Origin of the sequence: Xanthomonas campestris pv. phormiicola (assembly GCA_025666215.1) — a bacterium.
Classification (GTDB): domain Bacteria; phylum Pseudomonadota; class Gammaproteobacteria; order Xanthomonadales; family Xanthomonadaceae; genus Xanthomonas_A; species Xanthomonas_A campestris_A.
In genome coordinates this window covers 71,695-95,209 of the sequence record CP102593.1, presented here as the reverse complement: position 1 = coordinate 95,209, position 23,515 = coordinate 71,695, and the positions used below count along the sequence as shown (strand labels likewise).

The window sequence follows — 23,515 nt, the reverse complement described above, 5'->3', positions numbered from 1 at the left end:
CGGCGACGGAACGCGCCAATCGCGCGACGAACGCGCCGCGGCACCGGCCGAGCGCCACGCGCGGCCTCGCGGTGCTGCTGTCAGTGCGGCGCGTCGGTCGGATAGGCCAACAGCAGCACCAGCGGCTCCTCGCCGGTCTGCTGCAGCGCATGCGTGCTGCCGGGCCGGGTCAGCAGCGCATGGCCGGGACCCACGGCGTACTGCCTGCCGTCCAGCGCGTACAGGCCGCGGCCGCTGACGATGTAGTAGATCTCGTCCTTGTCGTGCAGGTGCAGGCCGATGCCGGCGCCCTTGTCCAGCACGCGCTTGCGCAGCACGAAGGCCAGGCCGGGCGCGTCGGCGAAGAGCGGATACGCGGTGGTCTCGCCCGCGCCGCCGTGTGGGCCGGGTTGCGTACGCGCCAGGTCGCGTTCCTGTGCCACCAGCGACGGCGCCGACATCGATGGCGCGGTCGATGGACGCGGCGCGCCCGTTGTGCCAGCCGGCATGCCGCAGTCGATATCGCGGCGCAGCTGCGCCCGCAGTGTCGGCTGCAGTGCCGCCCAGTCGCGCACCACCAGGCACGCCACTGCGGTGGCGCCGGCGTGGCTGAAATGGGTGCCGTCGGCCTTGCCCTGTTCCGGCACGAACAGGAAGTACGGCCTGGCCGCCTGTTCGCCCAGCGCGCGGATCCAGGCGCTGCTGCTGGCGTTGAGATCGATCAGCGGCACCTGCTGTTCGGCGGCCAGGCGCAGCACTGCCTGGGTGTACAGCCCGTGGGTGTCGAGCAGGGAACCGAAGTCGTACAGCAGGCGCGCGGCGGGGGTGAGCAGGATCGGCGTGGCGCCCTTGTCGCGGGCCAGCGCCACGTAGCGCGCCAGGAACTGCGGATAGGCCTGCTGCGGATCGTCGTAGCGGCTGGGGTCTTCGACCTTGGCGTCGTTGTGCCCGAACTGGATCAGCAGCACGTCGCCGCGACGCAGGTCCCTGGCGATCGCGTCGAGGCGGCCTTCGGCGATGAAGCTGCGCGCGCTGCGCCCGCCCTTGGCATGGTTGCGCACCTGCCAGGCGGCCGGATCCAGGTAGCTCTGCAGGGCCTGGCCCCAGCCGGCCTGCGGCGCGCGCTCGGGGCCGTAGTCGGCCGCAGTGGAATCGCCGGCGATGAACACGCGCTGCGGCGCTGCGCAGGCGCTACCTGCGCAGAGCAACAGCAAGACGGACAAGAGCAGGCGCATGCTGGGCTCCGGTGCGCGGTGTCCGCGCTTGCGCCGCCACCGCTGTCACGGCGAGCGTGGCGAGGCGACAGGAAAGCGCGGTGCGGGTTGGTCGAACCGTTCGGCCCTCACCCCAACCCCTCTCCCGCGGGAGAGGGGCTCGATGCGGTCAGGCCGCCGCGGCTTCCGGCTTGCCCAGCACGCCGGCGACGAAGGCGCGGATCTGCGCATCCTGCGCGTTGTCGAAGAAGCACTGCTGGAAGCGCTCGCCGCCGACCGCCTGCTTGACCAGTTCCGGATCCAGCGCGCGCAGGCCGTCCAGGTAGGACTTGGCGGTGGCCTGCTTGACCTGCGCCAGGATGCCGGCGTTGGCCTGCTGCGATTCGCGGCGCTCGGCCGGATAGCCCATGCCGCGCTCGCCGCTGAAGGCCTTCTCGAAGATGTAGCGCACGTTGATCTCCGCGCCCCAGCCGTAGCCCTTGGCGAAGGCCAGCGCCAGCGCATTGCCGTTGTTGACCTGGGCGAACAGGTAGGCGTCGGTCGGCTCGATGCAGTAGCCGCAGAACACGCCCGGGTAGGCGTTGAGCGACATCATCGCGCCCTGGCCGGTGCCGCAGCCGGCGACGACGAAATCCACCGCCTTCGAATTGAGCAGCAGGCTGGCGACGATGCCCAGGTGGATGTAGGTCAGGCGATGGTCGTTGTCGCCGTCCATGCCGACGTTGAACACGCTGTGGCCCTGTTCGCCGGCCACGTCGGTGAGCTGCTGCAGGATCACCGGGTTCTTGCCGGCCTGGCTGAACTCGTTCATCAGTGCGATTTTCATGGGTGTCTCCGATTGCGGGGGAAGAGTGTTGCGCGTGATCGTTGCGGTGCGTGCGGTGCCGACCTTCATTTGCCTCTGGTTGGTGTGCGTGCGGGCCGACCCTCATCCGCCCTGCGGGCACCTTCCCCCCAAAAAGGGGCCATGGTCCCAGGGGGGAGAAGGGAACAGCGCACGCTGCGTGCTTGGCTCAGCGCGCCAGCCAGCCGCCGTCGACCGGGATGATGGTGCCGTTGACGTAGTCCGAGGCGCTGCTGGCCAGGAACACCGCGGTGCCGCCCAGGTCTTCCGGCACGCCCCAGCGCCCGGCCGGGATGCGTTCCAGGATCGACTGGTTGCGCGCGGCGTCGGCACGCAGCTGCGCCGTATTGTCGGTGGCCATGTAGCCGGGCGCGATGGCGTTGATGTTCAGGCCCTTGGCGCCCCACTCGTTGGCCAGCAGGCGGGTGATGCCGGCGATGCCGGACTTGCTGGCGGTGTACGAGGGCACGCGGATGCCGCCCTGGAACGACAGCATCGAGGCGATGTTGATGATCTTGCCGCTGCCCTGGGCGATGAAGTGGCGGCCGGCGGCCTGCGACATGAAGAACGCGGACTTGATGTTCACGTTCATCACGTCGTCCCAGTCCTGCTCGCTGAAATCCACCGCGTCGGCGCGGCGGATCAGGCCGGCGTTGTTGACCAGGATGTCGAGGCGGCCGAGCCCGGCCAGGGTCTCGTCGAGCACGCGCGGCACCGGCTCGATGCTGATCAGGTTGGCCTCGATGGCGACGAAGCGGCGGCCCAGCGCCTTGACCTTTTCCTCGGTCTCGGTGGGCGCCTGGATGCCGGCGGCGGCGATGTCGGCGCCGGCCTGCGCCAGCGCCAGCGCGATGCCCTGGCCCAGGCCGGTGTTGGCGCCGGTGACCAGTGCGACCTTGCCTTCGAGACTGAACGGGTTCGTCATTGCGGGTGCTCCCTAGGATGCTGCGGATACGGTGGGGGGCGGCGCGCATGGCGCGCGCGGCGGCTTACTTGAGCTGGCAGATGTCCAGCACGTGCATGTCGGTGTAGTCCAGGTTCTCGCCGCCCATCGCCCAGATGAAGGCGTAGTTGCTGGTGCCGGCGCCCATGTGGATCGACCACGGCGGCGACACCACCGCCTCGTCGTTGCGGATCACGATGTGGCGCTGCGCGTCGGGCTCGCCCATGAAGTGGTAGACGCGGTCGTTGGCGCCCAGGTCGAAGTAGAAATAGACCTCGCTGCGGCGGTCGTGCAGGTGCGGCGGCATGGTGTTCCAGACGCTGCCCGGCTTGAGCACGGTCAGGCCCAGCAGCAGCTGCGAGGACTGGCAGGTGGCCGGCACGATGTACTGGTAGATGGTGCGCTCGTTGCTGGTCTCCAGCGCGCCGCGGTCCAGCGCCACCGCGTCCTTGATCGACAGCTGTTTGGTCTGGAAGCGCGCATGCGCCGGGGTCGAGGCCAGGTAGAACCGGGCCGGGTTGGCCGCATCGTCGGAGGCGAAGCTGACCTCGCTGCTGCCCATCGCCACGTACAGCCCGTCCTTCGGTCCCAGCGTGTAGGCGGTGCCGTCCACGCTGACCGTGCCGCTGCCGGCGCCGACGTTGATCACGCCCAGCTCGCGGCGCTCCAGGAACGGGTGGCCGGCGGCCGAGGCCGGTTCGGTCTGTTGCGGCAGCGCCACCGGCTTGCTCACCGGTGCGGCACCGCCGAGCACGAAGCGCTCGTAGTGGGTGTACTTCAGCGTGACCGCGTCGGCGGCGAACAGGCCATCGAGCAGGTACAGCTCGCGCAGCTGGTCGTTGCTGGCGCCCTTGATGGCGTCGGGATGGGTGGCGTAGTGGGTCTTGCAGTACAGGGACATGGGGATCTCCGGGGCAAGCAGGGGCAAGCGGCAGCCCGCGTGGGGGCATTCTAGCGGCTCTGGTAAACCGGTGTCATTGCGCAGTGCACGAAACGGGGCCTTTCCTTCTCCCACCGGGAGAAGGTGCCCCGCAGGGGCGGATGAGGGTACGGGCGAAGCCTCGTTCACCCAACTCCGCGAGGCGCTTCGCGCCGGACCCTCACCCCAACCCCTCTCCCGGTGGGAGAGGGGCTAGCGCTGTTCCCTTCTCCCGTCGGGAGAAGGTGCCCCGCAGGGGCGGATGAGGGTACGGGCGCAGCCTCGTGCACCCAAACTCCGCGAGTCGCTTCGCGCCGGACCCTCACCCCAACCCCTCTCCCGACGGGAGAGGGGCTCTAGTCTTCCGGCGGCTGGCAGGAATCGCGCACGATCAGGTGCGGGCGCACGCTGGCGATCGCCAGCGCCGGGGTGCCTTCGGGCTGGATCAGCATCGCCGCGGCAGTGCGGCCGGTGTCGCGGGTGTGGCGGCGTACCGAGGTCAGCGACGGCCACAGGCGCGAGGCCAGCGGGCTGTCGTCGTAGCCGATGATCGACAGCTGGCGCGGGATGTTGATGCCGGCGCGCAACGCGACCTTGTACACGCCGGCCGCCATCTCGTCGTTGCCGGTGAAGATCGCGCTCGGGCGCTGCTTGCCGAGCAGCAGCTTCTCGGCCGCGGCCACGCCGGATTCGAAGGTGTAGCCGGCCTCGACGATGCGCTCCGGCGGCAGCTCGATGCCGCGCCGGGTCAGTGCGTCGATGAAGCCGGCGGTGCGCTCGTGCGCGGAGCGGTAGGCGCTGGGACCGGTGATCAGCGCGATCTCGCGGTGGCCCAGCGACAGCAGGTAGTCGGCGGCTTCGGCAGCGCCGTCGCGGTCGTGGGTGACCACCATCTGCGAGGTCTCGTCCAGCGGCAGCGAGGCGATGCGGGTATAGCGCACGCCGATGCCGGCGAGCATGTCGGCCAGCGCCTGGTCCTCCGAGGCGCGCGGCACCAGGATCACGCCATGCAGTTTCTGCTGCTGCACGAAGCGGCGCACGCCCTCGATGTAGCCCGGACTGCGGCTGTCGCAGGGATGCACCACCAGCTCGAAGCTGGAGCCGCGCAGCGCGTCCAGCGCGCCGTACTGCATGTCCACGATGTACTGCGCGGTCGGGTTGTCGTAGACCATGCCGATCAGGAACGAGCGCCGGAACGCCAGCCCGCGCGCCAGCGGATCCGGCGCGTAGCCGACTTCGCGCATCAGCGCCTCGACCTTCTCGCGCGTGTCCTTGCGCACCAGCGGCGAGTTGTTGATGATCCGCGACACCGTTTTCTTCGAGACCCCGGACAGGCGCGCGATGTCGTTGATCGTCGCGGCCTTGCCGTGGACGGAGGCGTGGACATCGGCGGAAGGGGGTTTGCTCGGCGCCATGGACGGAAAACCGGACGGAAGGGGACGGATTCTACCGGTAGTCATGTTCACTCCAGCGCACGGTAGCGGAATTGGCGGAAATGCACCTTTCCATTTCCGGCCGCATACAGCGCCGGCTTCAGCGCCAGGAACTTGCCGGCGACGTTGTGGTGATAGCCGGACACTTCCATCTGCACCGGGTACTTGGTCCAGGTGCTGCCGTCGCGGCTGCTGTGAACGGTGACGATGTGGCGGTCGTTGCGCACCCGCAGCCACAGGCGGCCGCCCTTGGCGCTGGGCGCCAGCTGCGCCGGGCGCTCCTCGCCGTAGCGGTGCATGACGAACGCCTCGCCGTTGCTGCCCACCCCGGCGTACAGGCGCTCGCTGTAGAACAGCAGCGCGCCGCCCTGCGCGCCGGGTTCGATCTCCAGCTCCACCTCGAACTGGTAGGCGGGGTCGGGCGCGATCACGGTCAGCGGCGAGCTGTCGCGCGGGGCGCGGCCCTTGCCCTGCACGCTCAGCGTGCCGTCGCCGAAGGACAGACGCTGGGACTCGTCGCGGTCCGGATTGAAGAACGCCCACTGCGGGCCGAGCCGGCCGCCGCGGAAATCGTCCGACAACGCCAGCCCGTGCGCCAGCGCCTGCCCGCTGGGCTTTTTCAGCGGCGTGCCGAGATCGCCGCCCCTGGCCACGAACCAGCCGTCGGCGGTCCACTCGATCGGGTCCAGCAGCGCCTGCCGGCCCAGCGTCCAGTAGCCGTTCTCGTAGCCGTGATAGAGCATCCACCAGCGCCCGTCGGTACCTTCGACCAGGGTCGCATGGCCGCGCGACCACCACGGCTCGGCCGCGCTTCTGGTGCGGGTGATCGGGTTGTTCGGCGCGTTGCGCCACGGCCCATGGATCGAACGCGAGCGCGCGGTGATCACCATGTGCCCGGTCGGCGGGCCGGCGGTGCCGCCGACCGCGGTGGTCATGTAGTACCAGCCGTTGTGGCGGGTGATCTTCGGCCCTTCCTGCGCATAGGCCTCCACGTCCCAGCTTTCCGGGTAGGTCCAGCCGTCGTAGACATGCCTGGGCGTGCCGACGACCTTCAACCCGTCGTCGGACAGCTGCACGTAGTCGCCGCCGCTCAGGAACAGGTAGCGCTTGCCGTCTTCGCCGACCGCATGGCCGGGGTCGATGTACTTGCCCAGGCCGATGTCGATCGGCGCGCTCCACGGACCCTTGATGTCGTCGGCCCAGACCACGAAGTTGCTGCGCTGGCCCTGCTCGCCGCGCCGCGCCGGGAAATAGATGTAGTAGCGGCTGCCGTGCTTGATCAGGTCCGGCGCCCAGATCGCACCGACGTTCTCGCGGATGGCGTGGCCCAGCGGCTGCCAGTTGACCAGGTCGCGCGAGTGCCAGATCGGCAGGCCCGGATAGGCGTCGAACGAGGACAGGGTGAGGTAATAGTCGTCGCCGTCCTTGAGTACCGACGGATCGGGGTGGTCGCCGGCCAGCACCGGATTGAGGTAGGTGCCGTCGCCCTGGTCGGCGATGCGCTGCTGCTCGATGCCGCGCTTCCAGTCGGCCGCCGCGGCCAGCGTACTGGCGGCGAGCAGGCCGGCCAGCAGCAGCCAGCGCAGGCAGGGCGGGATCGTGGGCGAGGTCATGCGAGCACTCCTTGGTGGGCGCCGCAGCGGCTGCGTGCGGCGCGATGCATCAGGCGCGCAGCGCGCGCGGCAACCACAGCGACAGTTCCGGGAAGAACGCCACGATCAGCAGCACGCACAGCGCCGCCAGCCAGAACGGCCAGATCGTGCGCATGCTCTGGGCCACGGTGATCTGGCCGATCGAGGTGCCGATGAACAGCACCGAGCCGATCGGCGGGGTGATCAGGCCGATGCCGCCGGCCAGCACCATCACCAGGCCGAAGTGGATCGGGTCGATGCCGTAGGCCTTCACCACCGGCAGGAAGATCGGCGTGCAGATCAGGATCTTCGGCGCCAGGTCCATGAACATGCCCAGCAGCAGCAGCATCACCACGATCATCAGCAACACGGTGTTCTTGCCGTCGGCGATCGACTGCAGCAGCGACACCGCCGCCGCCGGCACCTGCAGGTAGGCCAGCAGCCAGCCGAACACTGCCGCGGTGGCGATCACGAACAGGATCACGCCGGTGGTGCGCGCGGCATGCGTGACCGCGGCGAAGAACTCGGCCCAGCGCAACTGCCGGTACAGCAGCGCGGTGACGATCAGCGCGTACACCACCGCGATCGCCGCGCTCTCCACCGCGGTGAAGATGCCGGCGCGGATGCCGACGAAGATCAGCGCGACCAGGCCCAACCCGGGCAGCGCGCCGATCAGGCGCAGCGCCACCGCGCGCCAGCCCGGGAACGGCTCGGTGCCGTAGCCGCGATGGCGCGCCACCGCATAGCCGGTGATCATCATCGCCGCGGTCATCAGCAGCGCCGGGAAGATGCCGGCCGCGAACAGATCGGCGATCGACAGCCCGCCGCCGGCCGCGGCCGAGAACAGGATCAGGTTGTGCGAGGGCGGCACCAGCAGCGCGACCAGCGCCGCAGTCATGCTGACGTTGACCGCGTAGTCGCGGTCGTAGCCGCGGTTGATCATCTGCGGAATCATGGTGCCGCCGACCGCCGACACGTCGGCGATGGCCGAGCCGGACACGCCGCCGAAGAACAGCGAGGACAGCACGCTGACCTGGCCCAGGCCGCCGCGCATGCGCCCCACCAGCGACGACGCCAGCGCGATCAGGCGATCGGAGATACCGCCGCGCAGCATCAGTTCGCCGGCGAAGATGAACAACGGAATCGCGATCAGCGACGCCGAGCCGCTGCCGGCGGAGATCTGCTGCACCAGCACCACCGCCGGCAGGTCCAGGTACAACAGCGTCGCCAGCGCCGCGGCGCCCAGCGCATAGGCCACCGGCACGCCGATCAGCAGCAGCAGCACGAACAGCCCGAGCAGGATTGCGATGGCCATGGCTCAGTTCACTCCTTCTGCGGTGGCCGGATGCAGCACCTGCCACGCCTGGTACAGCGCGAACACGCTCATCAGCGCGCCGCCGATCGACAGCGGCAGGTAGTTGATGCTCTGCGGCAACGCGGCGCCGGCGATCTTGATGTCCAACCCGTCCAGCAGCAGCACGCCGCCCCACCAGGCGATGACCGCGCCGATGGCGGCGATCATCAGCGGACGGATCAGGTCGATCGCCCGGCGCACGTGCGCATGCAGCTTCTCGGCCAGCAGGAAGAAGCCGAAATGGCGCCTGGTGTGCACGCCGGCGGCCGCCGCCATGCTCATCGCCGTACTCAGCAACAGCAGCGTCACCGGCTCGGTCCAGCTCGGCGAATCGTTGAGCACGTAGCGGGTGAACACCTGCCAGCCCTGCACCACCACCAGCCCGAGCAGGGCGGCGGCGGCGATGCCGATGGCGAGGTTGGAGATCCGGTCCAGCAGCCGCTGCAGCGGCGCCACCGGGACGGCAATGGCGTGGTCGGTCATCATGGCCTCAGGCGAAATCGCGGATGCGGCGGTACAGGGCTTCGATCTCCGGCTGCCGCCGGTACTCGGCCAGCAACGGTGCGGCGGCCTTGCGGAAGGCGGGCATGTCCACCTCGTTGACCGCCACGCCGTAGTCGAGCACTTCCTGGCGCGCCTGCGCCTCGGACGCATCCCACAGCTTGCGCATCACCGCCACCGATTGCCGCGCGGTCTCCACCACCAGCGCGCGATCGCCGGGCGACAGCGCCTGGAAGCTGTGCCGCGACATCACCAGCACGTCCGGCGCGTAGGAATGTTCGCTCTGCGACCAGTAGCGCGCGGCCTCGAAATGGCGGCTGGACTGGAAGCTGCGCATGTTGTTCTCGGCGCCGTCGATCATGTGCGTCTCCATCGCCGAGAAGGTCTCGCCCAGCGACATCGGCGTCGGATTGGCGCCGAGCATGCGCATCAGCTTGAGGAAGATGTCCGACGAGGCCACGCGCAGTTTCAACCCATGCAGGTCTTCGGGCCGCTGCAGCGGATGCTTGGTGTTGTAGAAGCAGCGCGCGCCGGAATCGTAGATGGCCAGGCCGACCAGGTCGCGCTGCTCGAAACTGGCCAGGATGCTGTCGCCGACATGGCCGTCGATCGCGCGGCGCAGATGCGGCACCGAGTCGAACACGTACGGCAGGCACAGCGCCTGGGTCAGCGGGAAGGTGTTGTTGAGCGCGCCGGAATAGACCCGGGTGATGTCGATGGCGCCGAAGCGGGCCATGTCGATCGCCTCGGCCTCGCGGCCGAGCTGGCCGGAGTGGTACTGGCGCAGCTTCAGCCGCCCGCCGGTCTGCCGCTCCAGGGTCTGCCCGAACCAGCGCACCGCCTCCACGGTGGGGTAGTCGGCCACGTGCACGTCGGTGGCGGTGAGCAGCCGGCCGCCGCCGCCGGCCTGGGCCAGCGTGCCCAGCGGGGCCGCCGCGGCCGCGGCCAATCCCGCTCCCAGGAAACCTCTACGAGTGATCATGCTGCGCCCTCCCGCGCGTCGTCGGCGTGCCGCGGCTCAGGCCGCGACCGCCCTGCAATGAAGTTCGCCATAGCCGTCGAAACGGATCGTCGCGTGCTGGCCGATGGCGATGTCGTGGATGCCGGTGGCATTGCCGGTGGCGATCAGCTCGCCGCGCCTGAGCGGCCGGCCGCGCCGCGCCGAGCGCGCCAGCGCAAACGCGAACGCGGTGCGCAGGCCGCCCGGCAACAGGGTGGCACCGCCGCTGCCGACGCGTTGGCCCTCGATCAAGGTTTCCGCCAACAACGCGGTCTCGTCCAGCGTGGTCCAGTCGGCGACCTGCGGCCCCAGGATCAGGCCGTTGTTGTTGCCGAAGTCGGAAATCACCACGCGCGGCCCCAGCTGGTTGATCGTGGCCAGCGGGCTGCTGGCCACTTCCACGCCGATGAACAGCGTGGACGGCAGCTGCGCGGCCTGCTCGGCGGTCCAGTGCAGCTGGTCGGCCGGCACGTCCGCGTCCAGCCGCAGCACGTACTCGGCCTCGACCGCGCCGAAGCCGCCGGCGAACACCGGGATGTCCGTTGTTCCACCGGTGGCATTCCAGAGGTTGCGAGCGAAGATCGGGCCGAGCAGGCGCTCGTCGCCGGAATGGTCGCGGCGCTCGGCGGCGATGTAGCCGACCTTCCAGCCGACCACCCGGTCCGGCCATTGCGCGATCGCCAGGTCCTGCACGCGGTAGGCGGTCTCCAGGTCGTCGGGGATGATCCCGGGGAAATCGGGCAGCGAACGGCCCTGCTGGCGGGCCTGCACGAAGCGGGCCGCGATGTCGGCCAACGCAGGCGGTGGCGTGTCCGACGGGCCGGAATGAGTGCTCAAGGGCATCTCCGCAAGAAGGTGGGGGATCGGAAGAATTGCTGCGCCGCTCATCGACAGCGCGTTGCGCAGTTGTATATGGTAAACCGGTGTCATTGGCAATGTGCGGTGCGGCAAAAAGCCGGGATTGGGCATTCGGGAGGGGGGATTCGCTGAAGCGCTGCGATCTGATCCCTTCTGCAAGACCTGTCGCTTGCGCGGCGCCATGCGAGCGGATTAGCTGCACATCCTTGACCTGGGAGGGCGACGGATGCGGAAGACGACGACAACGGGACGCGCAGGCATGGCGCATGCGGATGCGGTCGGCTACATCGACGACAACGGCCGGCAGGGCCGGGGTTCGCGCCCGATCCTGGGGCAAGCGGCCGGTGCGCTGGTGCTGGCGTGGCGCGATCGTCGGCATGCGCTGGGCCTGCTGCTGGCCTTGGCCCTCAGTGGCCCCGCGATCGCGGCCGAACATCCCGGCAGCGAGACCGCCGCCGAGCAGGCCGCGCGGCTGCCGCTGTGGCCGGGACCGGCGCCCGGCTCCACGGCCGGCCCGGAGCAGGCGCGCATCGTCGAGCGCAGCGACGACCCGGCCCTGCCCGACCGCGCGATCAGCGGCCGCTACCAGCCCTACCTGGTGGTGTACCGGCCGAAGACCCCGAACGGCAGTGCGCTGCTGGTCGCGCCCGGCGGCGGCTACGCGCGCATCGTGCTGGACAAGGAAGGCACCGCCTTGCTGCCGATCTTCGCCGAACAGGCCGGCATCACCCTGTTCGTGCTGCGCTATCGGCTGCCCGATGCGGAAGCGGCGGGCGCCGAGGCGGCGGCGCAGCGCGATCTGCCGCTGGCCGATGCGCAGCGCGCGCTGCGCCTGATCCGCGCGCGCGCCGCCGACTACGGCGTGGACCCGCACCGGGTCGGCGCGATCGGCTTCTCCGCCGGCGGCCATGTCGCCGCCAGCCTCGGCACCCGCTACGACGAACGCGTCTACCCGGCGCGCGATGCGATCGACCGGCGCAGCGCGCGGCCGGACTTCCTGCTGCTGCTGTATCCGGTCATCGACATGGGCAGCGGCACCGCGGCGCATACCGGGTCGCGCCTGCGGCTGCTCGGCCGCCACCCCGATGCCGCCACGATGACCGCCTATTCGCTGCAGAACCGCGTGATCCCGGCGATGCCGCCGACCTTCCTGGTGCATGCGCAGGACGACCGGGTGGTGCCGGAGGAGAACAGCCTGCTGTTCTACCAGGCGCTGCGCCAGGCCGGGGTGCCGGCGGAACTGCACCTGTTCGCCCACGGCGGCCATGGCTTCGGCACCCGTGGCATCGCCGGCCTGCCGCTGGCGGCCTGGCCGACGCTGGCGCTGGAATGGATGCGCAGCGTGCAGGGCGATCCGGCTGCGCTGGCGCCGATTGCGCCTGCCGCGCCGAAGCCGTAGCCGGCGCTGCCGCATTGCCATGCACCACGCCGCCTTGACCCAGCGCCCGAACGCCGCCTGCAGCGGGCCGTCTTGCGCCGCGCCCGGCATGGGCGTGCCGCGCCGCATCCACCCGACCGTTTCCGCTGCCGGCCCGGGCCCATGGCCGGCGGCGTTTGCCCACGGACTCCGCCACGCATGACCCCACCCGCCGCCATCCCGCCTGCCGACCTTGCCGCCACCGCGTCCACCGCACCCGACGACCACGGCCGGCGCCGCTTCCTGCACGGCAGCGCGCTCGGCGCACTGGCCTTGAGCGGCGCCTTGCCTGGCGGCAACGCCGGCGCCGCGCCCGTTGCCGCCGCTCCGGACGCGCCGCTGGCGCGCACCCGCAGCGGCCGCATCCGCGGCTATCGCGAGCAAGGCGTGCAGGTGTTCAAGGGCATTCCCTATGGCGCCGACACCGCGCCGCGCCGCTTCCAGCCGGCGCTGCCGGAACCACCCTGGCGCGGCGTGCGCGACTGCACCAGCTACGCCGCCTCCGCACCGCAGCTCAGGCTCGACCCGGTCAGCGAGGACTGCCTGTTCCTCAACGTGTGGACCCCCGCCCTGCGCGACGGCGCGAAGCGGCCGATCCTGTTCTACATCCACGGCGGCGCCTACAACAACGGCTCCGGCAGCGATCCGCTGTACGACGGCGTGCGCCTGTGCCGGCGCGGCGACGTGGTGGTGGTCAGCGTCAACCACCGCCTCAATGCCTTCGGCTACCTGTACCTGGCGCAGCTGGGCGGCGCCGCGTTCGCCGCGTCAGGCAATGTCGGCCAGCTCGACCTGGTGCGGGCGCTGCACTGGGTGCGCGCGCATGCGGCCGAGTTCGGCGGCGACGCCGGCAACGTGACCGTGTTCGGCCAATCCGGCGGCGGCGCCAAGATCGCCACGCTGATGGCGATGCCGGCCGCGCAAGGGCTGTTCCACCGCGCCTGGACCATGAGCGGCCAGCAGGTCACCGCCGCCGGGCCGCGCGCGGCCACCCAGCGCGCGCAATTGCTGCTGCAGACACTGCAATTGGAGACCACGCAACTGGCGGCGCTGCGCACGCTGCCGCTGCAACGCCTGCTCGAGGCCACGCGCACGCGCGATCCGTCGCGGGTGGAGAACACGTCCCTGTACCTGGGCCCGGTGCTGGATGCGCAGGTGCTGCACCGGCACCCGTTCTGGCCGGACGCGCCGCCGCAGTCGGCGCGCATCCCGCTGGTGATCGGCAACACCCACGACGAGACCCGCGCCTTCCTCGGCAACGACCCGGCCAACTTCGCGCTGAGCTGGGACACGCTGCCGGCCAGGCTGGAGCAGGAGCAATTCGTGGACCTGCTGCCGCAGGTGGTGATCGCCGAGTACCGGCGGCTGTACCCGCACTACACGCCGAGCGAAGTGTTCTTCGCCGCGACCACCGCCGGGCGCTCGTGGCGCGGCGCGATCGAGGAAGCCGAGGCGCGCGCGCGGCAGGGCGCGCCGACCTGGGCCTACCAGCTGGATTGGGGCTCGCCGCTGGACGGCGGCAAGTTCGGCGCGTTCCACACCCTGGACATCCCGCTGGTGTTCGACAACATTCGCCAGCCCGGTTCGCGTACCGGCGACGGTGCCGACGCGCAGCGCGTGGCCGCTGCGATGAGCGAAGCCCTGCTCGCCTTCGCCCGCCACGGCGATCCCAACCACGCCGGACTGCCGCGCTGGCAAGCGTATTCGCTGGCCCGGCGCGAGACCATGCTGTTCGATGCCGACAGCCGCCTGGCGCACGACCCGCGCGGCGGCGAGCGTCGCCTCTACCAGCAGGTACCGTTCGTGCAGCGCGGGACGTTCTGAGGTGGAGGATGCGGCGGCAGGCCGGCGGCGCCTTGTTTGCGCGCGGTCGCGATTTCGTCCGGATCGACTGCCGCAGCCCAGCCTCGATCGCAATGGTGCGACTATTTTGTGGGAGCGACTTCAGTCGCTCCCACAACGCTCATGGAACCGAGAGGAAAAACCTTGAGTGGCGCACTGCACCGCATGCGTGTGCGGCCAAACGATCGCTCATCGGCTGGCGCACGGCCGGCATTGCAATGCCCGTCCGCCCCGCGCCGACACCGGCACTGTCACCACCCCGTGTCCTCGGCCAGCACCACCTGGTTGCCGCCGCCGATGCGCGCCCGCTGCAGCAGCGCTTCGGCGCGTTGCATCAGCGTGGCGGCGGTGTCGGCGGGCGTGGCGAGCAAGGCGCCGACACTGACGCTGAGCCGTTGGTTGGCCATGTCGGCGTGCGCGATCTCCAGCAGCTCGACCATGTCGCGCAGCGCCGGCGCCACCTGCCGCAGGTGCGCGCCGCTGGCGTCGTACAGCACCAGTGCGAAGCGGCCGGCGTCGATGCGCATGGTCACGTCCATCGGCCGCAGCAGGCATTGCAGGACCTCGGCCACGTCCACCACGGCGCGGTCGGCCTCGCGCGGGCCGTAGCGCTGCACGAAGGCGGCGAAGCCATCCAGGTCGACCAGGATCAATGCCAGTCCGCGCTGCAGGCGCAGGGTCTCGGCCAGCGCCACCGCCAGGTGCTCGTCGAAACGGCGGCGATCGCCCAACCCGGTGAGCGCGTCGCGCAAGGCCTCGTCGTCGCGCACCCGCCGCTGCAGGAAACCTTCGCGGCGCGAATGCTCGCGCAGATAGCCGCCGACCGCGCCGATCGGCACCGCCGCCCACAGCAGCCATTGCAGCCGCAGGTAACCGGCCTGCGCGGGACCGTCCAGCAGCAGGTGCGCGGCCGCGGCACTGATCGCGCACAGCGTCAGCGCCACCGCCACGCTCTGCCACAGCGCCAGGCCCAGCGGGAAGAAGCCGGCGACGATCACCAGGGTCATCACCGCGGCGGCATAGCGCAGTTCCTGCGGCGGATAGCCGATGCTCGACAGCACCAGTCCGGTGCCGCCGACCAGCAGCAACAGCGCCGCGCGGCCCGGCCCGTGCGCATGCGCGCGATGGATCGACACCGCCACCCACAGCAGCGCCAGCAAGGTGGCCGCGCGCACCGCCACCGCATAGCCGACCAGCCCGGTGCTGCCCGACCAACCGAAATGCAGCGCATCCCAGGCCAGCAGCAGCAACGCGATCAGCACCCCGAGCGAAGCCGCCACGCGTTGCGCGAAGCCCATGGTCGATGCGGTATAGAGGCGATACGCCCGTTCCAGCGGCGGGTCGAAGCGCAGAGCGGCAAAGCCGTTATGCAGTTGCCTGGCGTAGTCCTCGCCGGACGGAGCGTCCGGCGGTCCTTCGTAGCGTTGGTGCATGCGATCCCCTGGACGCGGCAGCGTGGAACAGAATGCGGCGGCTATCACACAAATTCACCGTACGACACCCAGCGCCAACGCTGCAGACTTCGACTTCTGCGTACATGAGAAATCACTGGCGCACGATTGTCCACTTTTCGCCACCATGCATGCGCGCGATGCGCAGCGCACGCCAGCGAAAGAATGCAATGTGGACGCACCGCGGCTGGCACGCGACAGCGCGAACCGCCGGTTGCCGCGGCGGCTCGCCCGTCCGCCGTAGTGCAGCGCTCAGGTCTTCGCTGGCAGCGCCCAGACGCTGTTGGGATCGCCGTTGCGGCCGCGACGATGGGTCGCGCGCGCCATCTGCCAGTACGCCCAGGCCAACGCCAGCGCGCACCCATCCACCGACAACAGCAGCGCGCTGCTCCACGGCGCCACCCAGCCGCCGATGCCGCGCAGCGCGGCCAGCGGCACCAGCGCGGTGAGCACGGCGCAGGCCAGCAGCAGTTCGTACGCGCCGCGCGCGGTGGGACGCAACAGCGCCCACGCCACGCTCAGGCCGAACACGGCGTAGTACGCGTAGCGCTCCTGCCCCGGCGGCAGCAGGCGCGCGGCGACGAACAGCGCCGACACGCCCGCCACGCAACCCAGGCAGATGCCGACCGTGAGCCGCGCCATCGCGTGCGTGCGCCACGGCTGCGCCGGCTGGCGCCGCTTGCGCCGCGCTTCCACCCACAACAGGTTGCCGCTGTAGAACAGGAACGCGCCGCCCAGCCCGAGCAGGAAATACAGCCACTGCAGCGGCGCCCCGCCGTAGTTGGCGAAGTGCAGCGACTGCAGCCCGCGCAACGCGGCCACGCCGGGCGACATGCTTTGCGGCGCCAGCACCCGCAGCACCTTGCCGGTGGCCGCCTCCATGGCCACGCCGGCGAGCGTGTTGAGCCGGCGCTGCGGCTGATGGCCATAGACCTCCACGCGCGCATTGGCGTCGCCGGCGTCGTGGAAGGACAGGCTCTCCGGCTCGAAGCCGGGGCTGGCCGCGCGTGCGCGCGCCAGCAGGTCGGCCACCGGCAACGGCGGCGCCTTCACCTGCGCCGGCTGCACATGCGGGGTCAGTTCGAAATCCGGCGCCAGCACCTGCATCAGCTTGCCGTCGAACACCAGGTACTGGAACGGCGCCAGCAGCAGCACGCCCAGGGTCAGCACCGCGCCGGACCAGGCGAAGATCACGTGGAACGGCAGCGACAGCATGCCGATCGCGTTGTGCGCGTCCTGCCACAGGCGCTTCACGTTGCGTCCCGGGCGCAACGCGAACAGGTCCTTCAGGAACACCGGCGCATACAGCACCACACCGCTGACCAGGGCCAACCCATACAGGATGCAGACCACGCCGAACAGGTAGGTGCCGAAGGTACGCGGCAGCCCGGCGGTGAAATGCAGGTCGTACAGGAAATCGGCAAAGCCGCTGCGCTGCGGCAGCTGCACCAGTCGCCCGTCCGCACCGAGTTGGAACTGCACCGCCCCGCCGAACGGCTGCGCCGCCGACCCGAACGCATACAGCCGCGGCAACGCGCCGTGTTCCCCCGGCAGCATCAGCGAGAACGACTCGGCCAGCGCCGGATGCCGCGCCAGCACCGCATCCTGCAGGGCCTGCGCCGCCTGTTCCGGCGTCTGCGTCGCCGGGGCGGCGACCGCCGCCGCGCGCGGCCAGTCGTTGAGCGCGTGGGTGAACACGGTGATCGCGCCGGCGTAGAAGGCGATGAACAAGGCCATGCCGGCGAGCAGGCCCATCCAGCTGTGGGCCGACAGGAACTGGCGCAGCGTCGCCGCCTTCATGGCGTCACCTGCACCAGGCCGGCGGCCTTCAACGCATACAACGCAGCGTGGCACAGCAGCGTGGCCGCACCCAGCCACAGCCAGGCGCGCGCGCCGCTGCGGAACACGAATGCCAGCGACATCGCGCCGATCCACAGCGGGAACACCAGCAGCAGCCAGGGCAGCGTATGCACCTGCAACGCACCCGGCCACAGCAGCACGCACAGCCCGACCACGCCCACCGCCAACGGCAGGCCGAGCACGATCGCCGCCAGCCACCTAGCCCACATCGGCACGCTCTCCACGCAGGTGCCGCCAGGCATCCAGGTACGGCAGCGCGACCGCGGCGAGCATCAGCGCGGCCAGCGCCGCGAACGTGCCGGCCCACACCCCGAGCGCGGCGATCGCCGCGGCCAGCGCCAGCACGCTCGACCCCGCACCGGCCACGCGCAGTGCGCGCGCATGCCGGCGCCAGCCCGGGCGCAGGCGCTGGTGCGCGGTGGCCAGGTAGAACGCCAGCGCCGCCAGCGGTGCGGCGAGCAGGTACAGGGCGGTGGTCAACGCATGCATGGCCATCGCCGGTTACCAGCGCGCCTCGAAGCCGATGCCGACCACCCGCGGCGCGCCGAGGATGGCGACCGGCTGGTCCGACCAGCGGTACTGGATGTACTGCCTGTCGAGCAGGTTGTTGGCGAACACCCACGCGCTCCAGTCCAGGTTCTCGTAACCGAACTTGGCGTTGAGCAGCGTGCGCGAAGCCAGCTGCGGCGCGTCGGTGCCGATGTCGGTGTAGACCTTGTCGCGGAAGTTGGCGTTGAGGTTGGCGACCCAGCCGGCGCCGAAGCGCCAGTTGCCGCCGAGCGCGGCGGTCCAGCGCGGCGCGTAGGCGAACTCGCGGCCGGCATAGTCGGTGATCTCGGCGTCGGCCACGGTCTTGAAGTCGTCGAAGCGGGTGCGCGAATGGCCCAGCGACGCATACCAGTCGAAGCCCTCGCCGAGGCGGTGGCTGAGCTCCAGCTCGAAGCCGTACAGATGCGCGCGGCCGGCGTTGACGGTGTTGTAGTCGTAGTCGTTGAGGCCGAAGAAGGCGAAGACCTGCTTGTCCTTCCAGTCGATGTAGTAGGCGTTGGCGTTGACGCTCAGGCGCCCGTCCAGCCACTGCGAGCGCAGCGCCGCCTCGTAGTTCCAGGTGTATTCCGGGTCGTAGGCGAAGGCCTGGCTGCGCGCGGTGTTGAAGCTGGAGCCGCCGGAGCGGTAGCCGCGCTGCACCACCAGGCTGGCGGCCAGGTCCGGGCTCCATTCGTAGCGCGCGCCCAGCTTGGGCAGGAACGCGCTGAAGTCGCGCGTGTTGTCCGGCACCTCGCCGCTGGCCGCATCGACGATGCCGGCCACGCCCGCGTTGATCGCGGTGATCGCCTGGTACAGCGCCGTGCCGGGGCTGGCGAAACTGGCCGCGCCCGGATAGCTGCCGACGAAGGTCGCGGTGGTGCTGGAGGCCATCTCGTAGCGCTGGCGGTCGTAGCGGAAGCCGCCGATCAGCGAGAAGCCGCCACCCACATGCCACTGCCCGTCGGCGAACAGCGCGCGGTTCTCCGAGGTGGTCGGCGCATCGCTGACGTACAGCACCGGGATCACTGGCAGCGCCTGGCCGTAGGCGGCCGAGATCGCCGCGGCAGTGGCGGCCGGGAAGCCGGCGCCGGCCAGCAGGCGGGTGATGGTGGCAAGCGGGGTGTTGACGTTCAGGCGGTTGACCACGTCGTTCTGCGTGTCGTGCTTGGCCCAGTACAACCCAAACAGGCCGTCCAGCGCCTGGCCGTCGTAGTTCAGGCGCACTTCCTGCGAGGTGGTGCGGGTGGTGGCCAGGCGCGTGGCATAGGCGACCTGGGCGGCGCTGCGGTCGCCGTCCCAGATGCTGTCCATGTCCACCTTGTTCCATGCCGTCACCGCCGACAGCGACCAGGCCGCATCGATCGCGTAATCGACGTTGAGGTTGGCGATGTCGCTGTCGGTGACGTTGCGGTTCGGGGTGTTGTCGTAGTTGACGCGGCGCTTGAAGTAGTCCGCTTCGTCGGTGGGCACGTACACGTACAGGTAGGGACCGCTGCGGTGCGCCTTGGTGTAGCCGAGCTGGACGCGCAGGCCTTCGATCGCCGACGGCGTCCACAACAGCTTGCCGCGGTAGGTCAGCGCGTGCAGCGCATCGTCGGAGGCCTGGCGCGTGGCGTTCCAGCTGTAGCCATCGAAACTGCGCTGCTCGACCGAAGCGCGGAACGCCAGCTCGTCGGCCACCAGCGGACCGCCGAACGCCGCGGCCAGGGTGCGGTCGGACGGATCGGAGGCCAGCACCCGCAGCTTGCCCTCCCAGTCCATGGTCGGCTCGGCGGTACGCAGGATCACCGCGCCGGCCAGCGCGTTCTCGCCCTGCAGCGTGGACTGCGGCCCGCGCAGGATCTCCACCTGCTGCAGGTCCCACAGGCTCAGCGGCGCCGAGCTGATCGCATTCTGCGGCAGCGCCGCGCCGTCCAGGTAGATGGTGGTCAGCGGCGCATCGCCGCCGCCGTCGATCTCGCGGATGCCGCGGATGGTGAAGCCGGTATCGCCGTAGGTCTGCGCCACGTTGGCGGTACGGTTGAACACCTCGTAGAGGTTCTGCAGGTTCTCCTGCTCGATCCGCGCCTGGGTGGTCACCGCCACGCTGGTGCTGGTGTCCTGCAAGGTGCGCGCGCGCTTCTCGCCGGTGACGACGACGCGGTCCAGGGTGATGGGATCGACCGCGTCGGCCTCCGCCGCCAGCGCGGGCGCTGGGGCATGCAGGGCCAGGACGGCGGCAACGGACACAGACAAAGGCAGCAAATTGACGCGCACGCGCATCGCTCCGTGAAAGAAATCGGACGGAGGCATGGCGACGGCTGTGCCTGGCTGCCGGACCCGGCAGCGCTGGGCGCGGACTTTAACAGAGCGTGAAGACGGCGGCTACAGGAGGATGAGGAGTGGCAGGTCGCGGCACATCCTGGCAACAGCCCGCTGTTGTGGGAGCGACTTCGGTCGCGACGGGCTTTCCCTGTAGAGCCTGTCGCGACTGAAGGGCACCTCTAATAAACTCGATTCTAAAAATTTCGCACTATGCGCATCAATGACTTGCGAGTGCTTTGGTCGAGTTTTTGGGGTTATTAGAGGTGCCCTGAAGTCGCTCCCACAATAGGATTGGGCGCGGCTGACAGCTGCCCAGCGCTCTTGGGCGTGGCTCGCCCAAGAGCGCCAACAGGCCCATGCCGGAGCCTGCGCAGACCTCAGCGCGGCGCGATCAATGCCAGTGCACGTCGACCGACACACCGACGATGCGCGGCTCGTTGTACACCGCCGCCATGTAGTTCTCGATCACGCCCTTGAGGTTCTTCTCGTTGGTGATGTTGCGCGCGAACGCCGCCACTTCCCACGCGCCGTAGTCGCCGCTGTAGCCCAGCTTCAGGCCGCCTTCGAAGTTGCCCTTGGAATTGAACTCGGCAGAGTCGTACAGCACGAAGCTGGTCTTGCCCTGCCTGTTCCAGTCGGTGGCGACGAAGAACGCGCCGCCGTCGGCGACTGGGATGTCGTAGCGCGCGGCCAGGTTGACGTTGTAGGTCGGCGCGTTCGGCAGCGGATTGCCGTCGATCTGGGCGAAGGTGTTGGCGCCGACCTTGATCGTCGGATCGTTCACCGTACACACCACCACGCCGTTCAGCGCGCACACCTGCGCGTACACACGCTTGTCCTGGATCTCGCTGTGCAGCAGGCTCAGGCCGGCGCTCAGCGACAGGTTCGGGATCGGGCGCCAGTCCAGATCGGCTTCCAGGCCGTAGGCCTTGGCCTTGTCGGCATTGAACAGCACGCCGTTGCCGTTGGAGTCGTTGCCGTTGAGCTGGATGTCGTCGACCGTGTAGGTGAAGCCGGTGACGTTCAGGCGCAGGCGGTTGTCGAACAGGCTGCTCTTGATGCCCGCTTCCCAGGACAGGATCGTCTCCGAATCGGCGGTGGTGAAGTCGGAGTTGAACACCGCCGAGCGGCCCTGGATGGTCGGGCCGCGGAAGCCGCGGGCGACCTTCGCATACACGCTGACGTTGTCGTCGATCGCGTACATCGCGCTCAGGTCCCAGCTCGGCTGGGTGTCGGCCATGCGCACGTCGCGGCGGCCGCGGTAGGTGACCACGCCGGCCGCGGTGTCGGCGGTCTTGAGCAGCCTGGTTTCCTTGCTGTCGCGGGTCTGGCGCACGCCGGCGGTCAGGGTCAGCGCGTCGGTGGCCTTGTAGGTCAACTGGCCGAAACCGGCCCACGAGGTATTGCTGTTGCGCAGGCGCACCCAGTTGTTCGGATTGTGCGCCGCGGTCTGCAGGAAGTACGCGCGCTGGTAGAAATCGGTGGTGTCCTTGCAGTCGAAGTAGAACGCGCCGGCCTGCCACTGCAGCGCCGCGTCGCCTTCGCTGGCCAGGCGCAGCTCCTGCGTGTACTGGTCCAGGTCGCGCACCTGGCCCATCGACTGGCCGTAGCCGTTGGCCACGCCGTTGACCGGATAGTTCGCCGCCGCGCCGCCGTCGGTGTCGCCGCGGCTGTAGCCGGAGGTGGTCTCGTAGGCGCTGATCGAGGTCAGCGACACGCCGCCGACGTCGTACACCGCCTTGAGCGAGCCGCCGTGGGTCTTGTACGCCTGCGGATTGTCGTGCGCCTCGTCGTAGGCGACCTGGTCGCGCGGCACATCGACCTTGTCCGAACCCTTGGTGATCGCATTGCGCAGGAACAGCGTGGAGGTGCCGTCGTAGTCGCGGGTATGCGCCGAGGCCAGCAGCGAGAAGTCCTCGCTCGGCTTGAGCAGCAGCTGCAGGCGCGCGTTGCGGTCGTCGTAGCCGCCCATCGCGTCCTTCTTCGGCGTCACCGTGCCGTCGGCGCTGGGGCCGCTGTAGGTGTTGTCCACCCAATCGTCGCGGTGCTGGTACAGCGCCGACAGGCGGAACGACAGCACGTCGTTGATCGGGCCGCCGAAACCGCCGTCGAGCGAGGTGGTGCCGTAGCTGCCGTAGCTGGCGCTGAGCCGGCCGCTGTAGTCGTCGCTGGGCTTGATGCTGTCGAACTTGACGATGCCGGCGGTGGTGTTGCGGCCGAACAGCGAGCCCTGCGGACCACGCAGCACTTCCACCTGGTCCAGGTCGTAGACCGGGTTGGACTTCAGCACCACGTGCTCCAGCACCACCTCGTCCTGGATGATCGACACCGGCTGCGAGGCGCCGAGATAGAAATCGATGTTGCCCAGGCCGCGGATGTAGAAGCGCGGGAAGATGCGGCCGGTGGTGGTCTCGGCGTAGAAGCTGGGCACCCGGCCGGACAGCGCCAGCAGCGTGTCGTCGCCGCCGGCGGTGTAGGTGCGCATCGCATCGCCCTGCACCACGCCCACCGACACCGGCACGTCCTGCAGGTTCTGCTCGCGGTGCTCGGCGGTGACGGTGATGGTGTCCAGCGCGGTCGCCGCATCGCCGGTCGCGGTGCCGCGCGTGGCCTGCTGCTCGCTACCGGCCAGCGACGGCGCCATATCCTGCGCAGCGGCCGCGGTGACGATCGACGCCAACAGCAGGCCGGCGCAGGCCTGGGCCAGGCGGTTGCGGACCGGGGCAGCGGACAGGCGCGACGAACGCGCGGCCGAGCGGCACGCGGAAAGATCGGGATGCAGCAACATGGCGATTCCTTTGGCTGAATGACGATTCCGTTCGGCTTGCGCAGCAGCTCGCGACGGCGCGCCATGAGATGGCGTAGCGCGGCACGATATGTCATCGATGTTGCAAGCCCGTGGCATGGCCGGCATGCGCGTGATCGCACGCACTGGCAGCTCGGTCTTCGCCAGCCGGCTGGCCTGCGCCTGCGGCCTCGGCGCGTACGGCGCCGCGTCAGTCGCTATCGATCCCGATCACCGTCAATAGCAGGTTGGGTGAGCCTTCACTCCCCGCCACCTCCGACAGCATGCCGGTGACGCGCACGATCTGCCCGGCGCCTTCTTCCTCCAGGTGCGCGGCCTGGTCCTTGGTCACCGCCAGGCGCAGGCGGCGCACATCCTCATGGCGCGGCGCCTGTCCGGCGGGCGTCGCCGCCACGCACACCGGCGCAGGCAGCATCAGTACCTCGCTGCCAGCGTCCGCCGCTGCACCGGCCGGCTCTGCCCCCGCATGCCGCTCCAACTTGCCGGACAGCGTGACCTTGATCGGACCATAGGGCAGGCAGTGTGGCTGCGCCTGCGCCAATGGCGCCGCGCCGAGCGACAGGCAGGCGAACAAGAACACGGTGCGCAGCGACATGGGGTGTATCCGTGGACGTCAGAGGCGGGCAAGGAT

General features: G+C 69.8%; 19 protein-coding genes. 2 read left to right on the top strand and 17 right to left on the bottom strand.

Annotated features, from left to right (window positions below; genetic code table 11):
- Positions 1-80: 80 nt before the first annotated feature.
- From NRY95_00420 to NRY95_00375, 10 genes are all read right to left on the bottom strand, one after another.
- Positions 81-1,214 carry a GDSL-type esterase/lipase family protein gene (locus NRY95_00420; GenBank protein UYC16488.1) on the bottom strand — a complete coding sequence of 378 codons (1,134 nt, stop codon included), beginning with the start codon at positions 1,212-1,214 and terminating at the stop codon, positions 81-83.
- A gap of 148 nt (positions 1,215-1,362) precedes the next feature.
- Positions 1,363-2,019 (bottom strand): RpiB/LacA/LacB family sugar-phosphate isomerase, encoded by a 657-nt coding sequence (locus NRY95_00415; protein UYC16487.1) that lies wholly within the window; start codon positions 2,017-2,019, stop codon positions 1,363-1,365.
- A gap of 187 nt (positions 2,020-2,206) precedes the next feature.
- On the bottom strand, positions 2,207-2,962 hold the full coding sequence (gene kduD / locus NRY95_00410; GenBank protein ID UYC16486.1) for a 2-dehydro-3-deoxy-D-gluconate 5-dehydrogenase KduD: 756 nt from the start codon (positions 2,960-2,962) through the stop codon (positions 2,207-2,209).
- A 64-nt stretch (positions 2,963-3,026) separates the two neighbouring features.
- On the bottom strand, positions 3,027-3,881 hold the full coding sequence (gene kduI, locus NRY95_00405; protein UYC16485.1) for a 5-dehydro-4-deoxy-D-glucuronate isomerase: 855 nt from the start codon (positions 3,879-3,881) through the stop codon (positions 3,027-3,029).
- Positions 3,882-4,255: 374 nt separating this feature from the next.
- The gene (locus NRY95_00400) at positions 4,256-5,314 is read right to left on the bottom strand and encodes a LacI family DNA-binding transcriptional regulator (GenBank protein UYC16484.1); all 1,059 of its coding nucleotides are present in this window, start codon (positions 5,312-5,314) and stop codon (positions 4,256-4,258) included.
- Between the two features lie 47 nt (positions 5,315-5,361).
- Positions 5,362-6,945, bottom strand: coding sequence for a family 43 glycosylhydrolase (locus NRY95_00395; GenBank protein ID UYC16483.1), 1,584 nt, complete (start codon positions 6,943-6,945; stop codon positions 5,362-5,364).
- 49 nt (positions 6,946-6,994) lie between these two features.
- Positions 6,995-8,278 carry a TRAP transporter large permease gene (locus NRY95_00390; protein UYC16482.1) on the bottom strand — a complete coding sequence of 428 codons (1,284 nt, stop codon included), beginning with the start codon at positions 8,276-8,278 and terminating at the stop codon, positions 6,995-6,997.
- Positions 8,279-8,281: 3 nt separating this feature from the next.
- On the bottom strand, positions 8,282-8,800 hold the full coding sequence (locus tag NRY95_00385) for a TRAP transporter small permease subunit (GenBank protein UYC16481.1): 519 nt from the start codon (positions 8,798-8,800) through the stop codon (positions 8,282-8,284).
- A 7-nt stretch (positions 8,801-8,807) separates the two neighbouring features.
- Positions 8,808-9,800 (bottom strand): TRAP transporter substrate-binding protein, encoded by a 993-nt coding sequence (locus NRY95_00380; protein ID UYC16480.1) that lies wholly within the window; start codon positions 9,798-9,800, stop codon positions 8,808-8,810.
- A gap of 36 nt (positions 9,801-9,836) precedes the next feature.
- Positions 9,837-10,661: a 2-keto-4-pentenoate hydratase gene (locus tag NRY95_00375; GenBank protein UYC16479.1), complete on the bottom strand. Its 825-nt coding sequence runs from the start codon at positions 10,659-10,661 to the stop codon at positions 9,837-9,839.
- A 403-nt stretch (positions 10,662-11,064) separates the two neighbouring features.
- On the opposite strand from NRY95_00375, the gene NRY95_00370 reads away from it, so the two are divergent.
- Positions 11,065-12,075, top strand: a complete 1,011-nt coding sequence (locus NRY95_00370; GenBank protein ID UYC18672.1) for an alpha/beta hydrolase — start codon at positions 11,065-11,067, stop codon at positions 12,073-12,075.
- A 177-nt stretch (positions 12,076-12,252) separates the two neighbouring features.
- Positions 12,253-13,917, top strand: coding sequence for a carboxylesterase/lipase family protein (locus tag NRY95_00365; protein UYC16478.1), 1,665 nt, complete (start codon positions 12,253-12,255; stop codon positions 13,915-13,917).
- 269 nt (positions 13,918-14,186) lie between these two features.
- On the opposite strand, the gene NRY95_00360 is transcribed toward NRY95_00365, so the two are convergent.
- The 7 genes from NRY95_00360 to NRY95_00330 form a co-directional block, all read right to left on the bottom strand.
- A complete protein-coding gene (locus NRY95_00360) occupies positions 14,187-15,368 on the bottom strand; it encodes a GGDEF domain-containing protein (protein UYC16477.1) in 1,182 nt (393 codons plus the stop codon).
- A gap of 270 nt (positions 15,369-15,638) precedes the next feature.
- Entirely contained in the window at positions 15,639-17,186 is a 1,548-nt protein-coding gene (locus NRY95_00355) for a PepSY domain-containing protein (protein UYC16476.1), read from the bottom strand.
- Complete coding sequence (locus tag NRY95_00350) at positions 17,183-17,455, bottom strand: hypothetical protein (protein ID UYC16475.1); 273 nt, start codon at positions 17,453-17,455, stop codon at positions 17,183-17,185. The genes NRY95_00355 and NRY95_00350 overlap by 4 nt, the downstream gene beginning before the upstream one ends.
- Positions 17,445-17,741, bottom strand: a complete 297-nt coding sequence (locus NRY95_00345; GenBank protein UYC16474.1) for a hypothetical protein — start codon at positions 17,739-17,741, stop codon at positions 17,445-17,447. Before NRY95_00345 ends, NRY95_00350 begins: the two co-directional genes overlap by 11 nt.
- A gap of 6 nt (positions 17,742-17,747) precedes the next feature.
- Complete coding sequence (locus tag NRY95_00340) at positions 17,748-20,003, bottom strand: TonB-dependent receptor (GenBank protein ID UYC16473.1); 2,256 nt, start codon at positions 20,001-20,003, stop codon at positions 17,748-17,750.
- 466 nt (positions 20,004-20,469) lie between these two features.
- Positions 20,470-22,866, bottom strand: a complete 2,397-nt coding sequence (locus NRY95_00335; GenBank protein ID UYC16472.1) for a TonB-dependent receptor — start codon at positions 22,864-22,866, stop codon at positions 20,470-20,472.
- A gap of 208 nt (positions 22,867-23,074) precedes the next feature.
- Entirely contained in the window at positions 23,075-23,479 is a 405-nt protein-coding gene (locus tag NRY95_00330) for a hypothetical protein (GenBank protein ID UYC16471.1), read from the bottom strand.
- Positions 23,480-23,515: the final 36 nt, after the last annotated feature.

Bases quoted from the DNA above. Each gene is read 5' to 3' on its own strand.
- NRY95_00400 (UYC16484.1), bottom strand. From the start codon at position 5,314: ATGGCGCCGAGCAAACCCCCTTCCGCCGATGTCCACGCCTCCGTCCAC.
- NRY95_00355 (UYC16476.1), bottom strand. From the start codon at position 17,186: ATGAAGGCGGCGACGCTGCGCCAGTTCCTGTCGGCCCACAGCTGGATG.
- NRY95_00375 (UYC16479.1), bottom strand. From the start codon at position 10,661: ATGCCCTTGAGCACTCATTCCGGCCCGTCGGACACGCCACCGCCTGCG.
- NRY95_00335 (UYC16472.1), bottom strand. From the start codon at position 22,866: ATGTTGCTGCATCCCGATCTTTCCGCGTGCCGCTCGGCCGCGCGTTCG.
- NRY95_00345 (UYC16474.1), bottom strand. From the start codon at position 17,741: ATGGCCATGCATGCGTTGACCACCGCCCTGTACCTGCTCGCCGCACCG.
- NRY95_00360 (UYC16477.1), bottom strand. From the start codon at position 15,368: ATGCACCAACGCTACGAAGGACCGCCGGACGCTCCGTCCGGCGAGGAC.
- NRY95_00385 (UYC16481.1), bottom strand. From the start codon at position 8,800: ATGACCGACCACGCCATTGCCGTCCCGGTGGCGCCGCTGCAGCGGCTG.
- NRY95_00395 (UYC16483.1), bottom strand. From the start codon at position 6,945: ATGACCTCGCCCACGATCCCGCCCTGCCTGCGCTGGCTGCTGCTGGCC.
- NRY95_00380 (UYC16480.1), bottom strand. From the start codon at position 9,800: ATGATCACTCGTAGAGGTTTCCTGGGAGCGGGATTGGCCGCGGCCGCG.
- kduI (UYC16485.1), bottom strand. From the start codon at position 3,881: ATGTCCCTGTACTGCAAGACCCACTACGCCACCCATCCCGACGCCATC.
- kduD (UYC16486.1), bottom strand. From the start codon at position 2,962: ATGACGAACCCGTTCAGTCTCGAAGGCAAGGTCGCACTGGTCACCGGC.
- NRY95_00365 (UYC16478.1), top strand. From the start codon at position 12,253: ATGACCCCACCCGCCGCCATCCCGCCTGCCGACCTTGCCGCCACCGCG.
- NRY95_00420 (UYC16488.1), bottom strand. From the start codon at position 1,214: ATGCGCCTGCTCTTGTCCGTCTTGCTGTTGCTCTGCGCAGGTAGCGCC.
- NRY95_00350 (UYC16475.1), bottom strand. From the start codon at position 17,455: ATGTGGGCTAGGTGGCTGGCGGCGATCGTGCTCGGCCTGCCGTTGGCG.
- NRY95_00415 (UYC16487.1), bottom strand. From the start codon at position 2,019: ATGAAAATCGCACTGATGAACGAGTTCAGCCAGGCCGGCAAGAACCCG.
- NRY95_00390 (UYC16482.1), bottom strand. From the start codon at position 8,278: ATGGCCATCGCAATCCTGCTCGGGCTGTTCGTGCTGCTGCTGCTGATC.
- NRY95_00330 (UYC16471.1), bottom strand. From the start codon at position 23,479: ATGTCGCTGCGCACCGTGTTCTTGTTCGCCTGCCTGTCGCTCGGCGCG.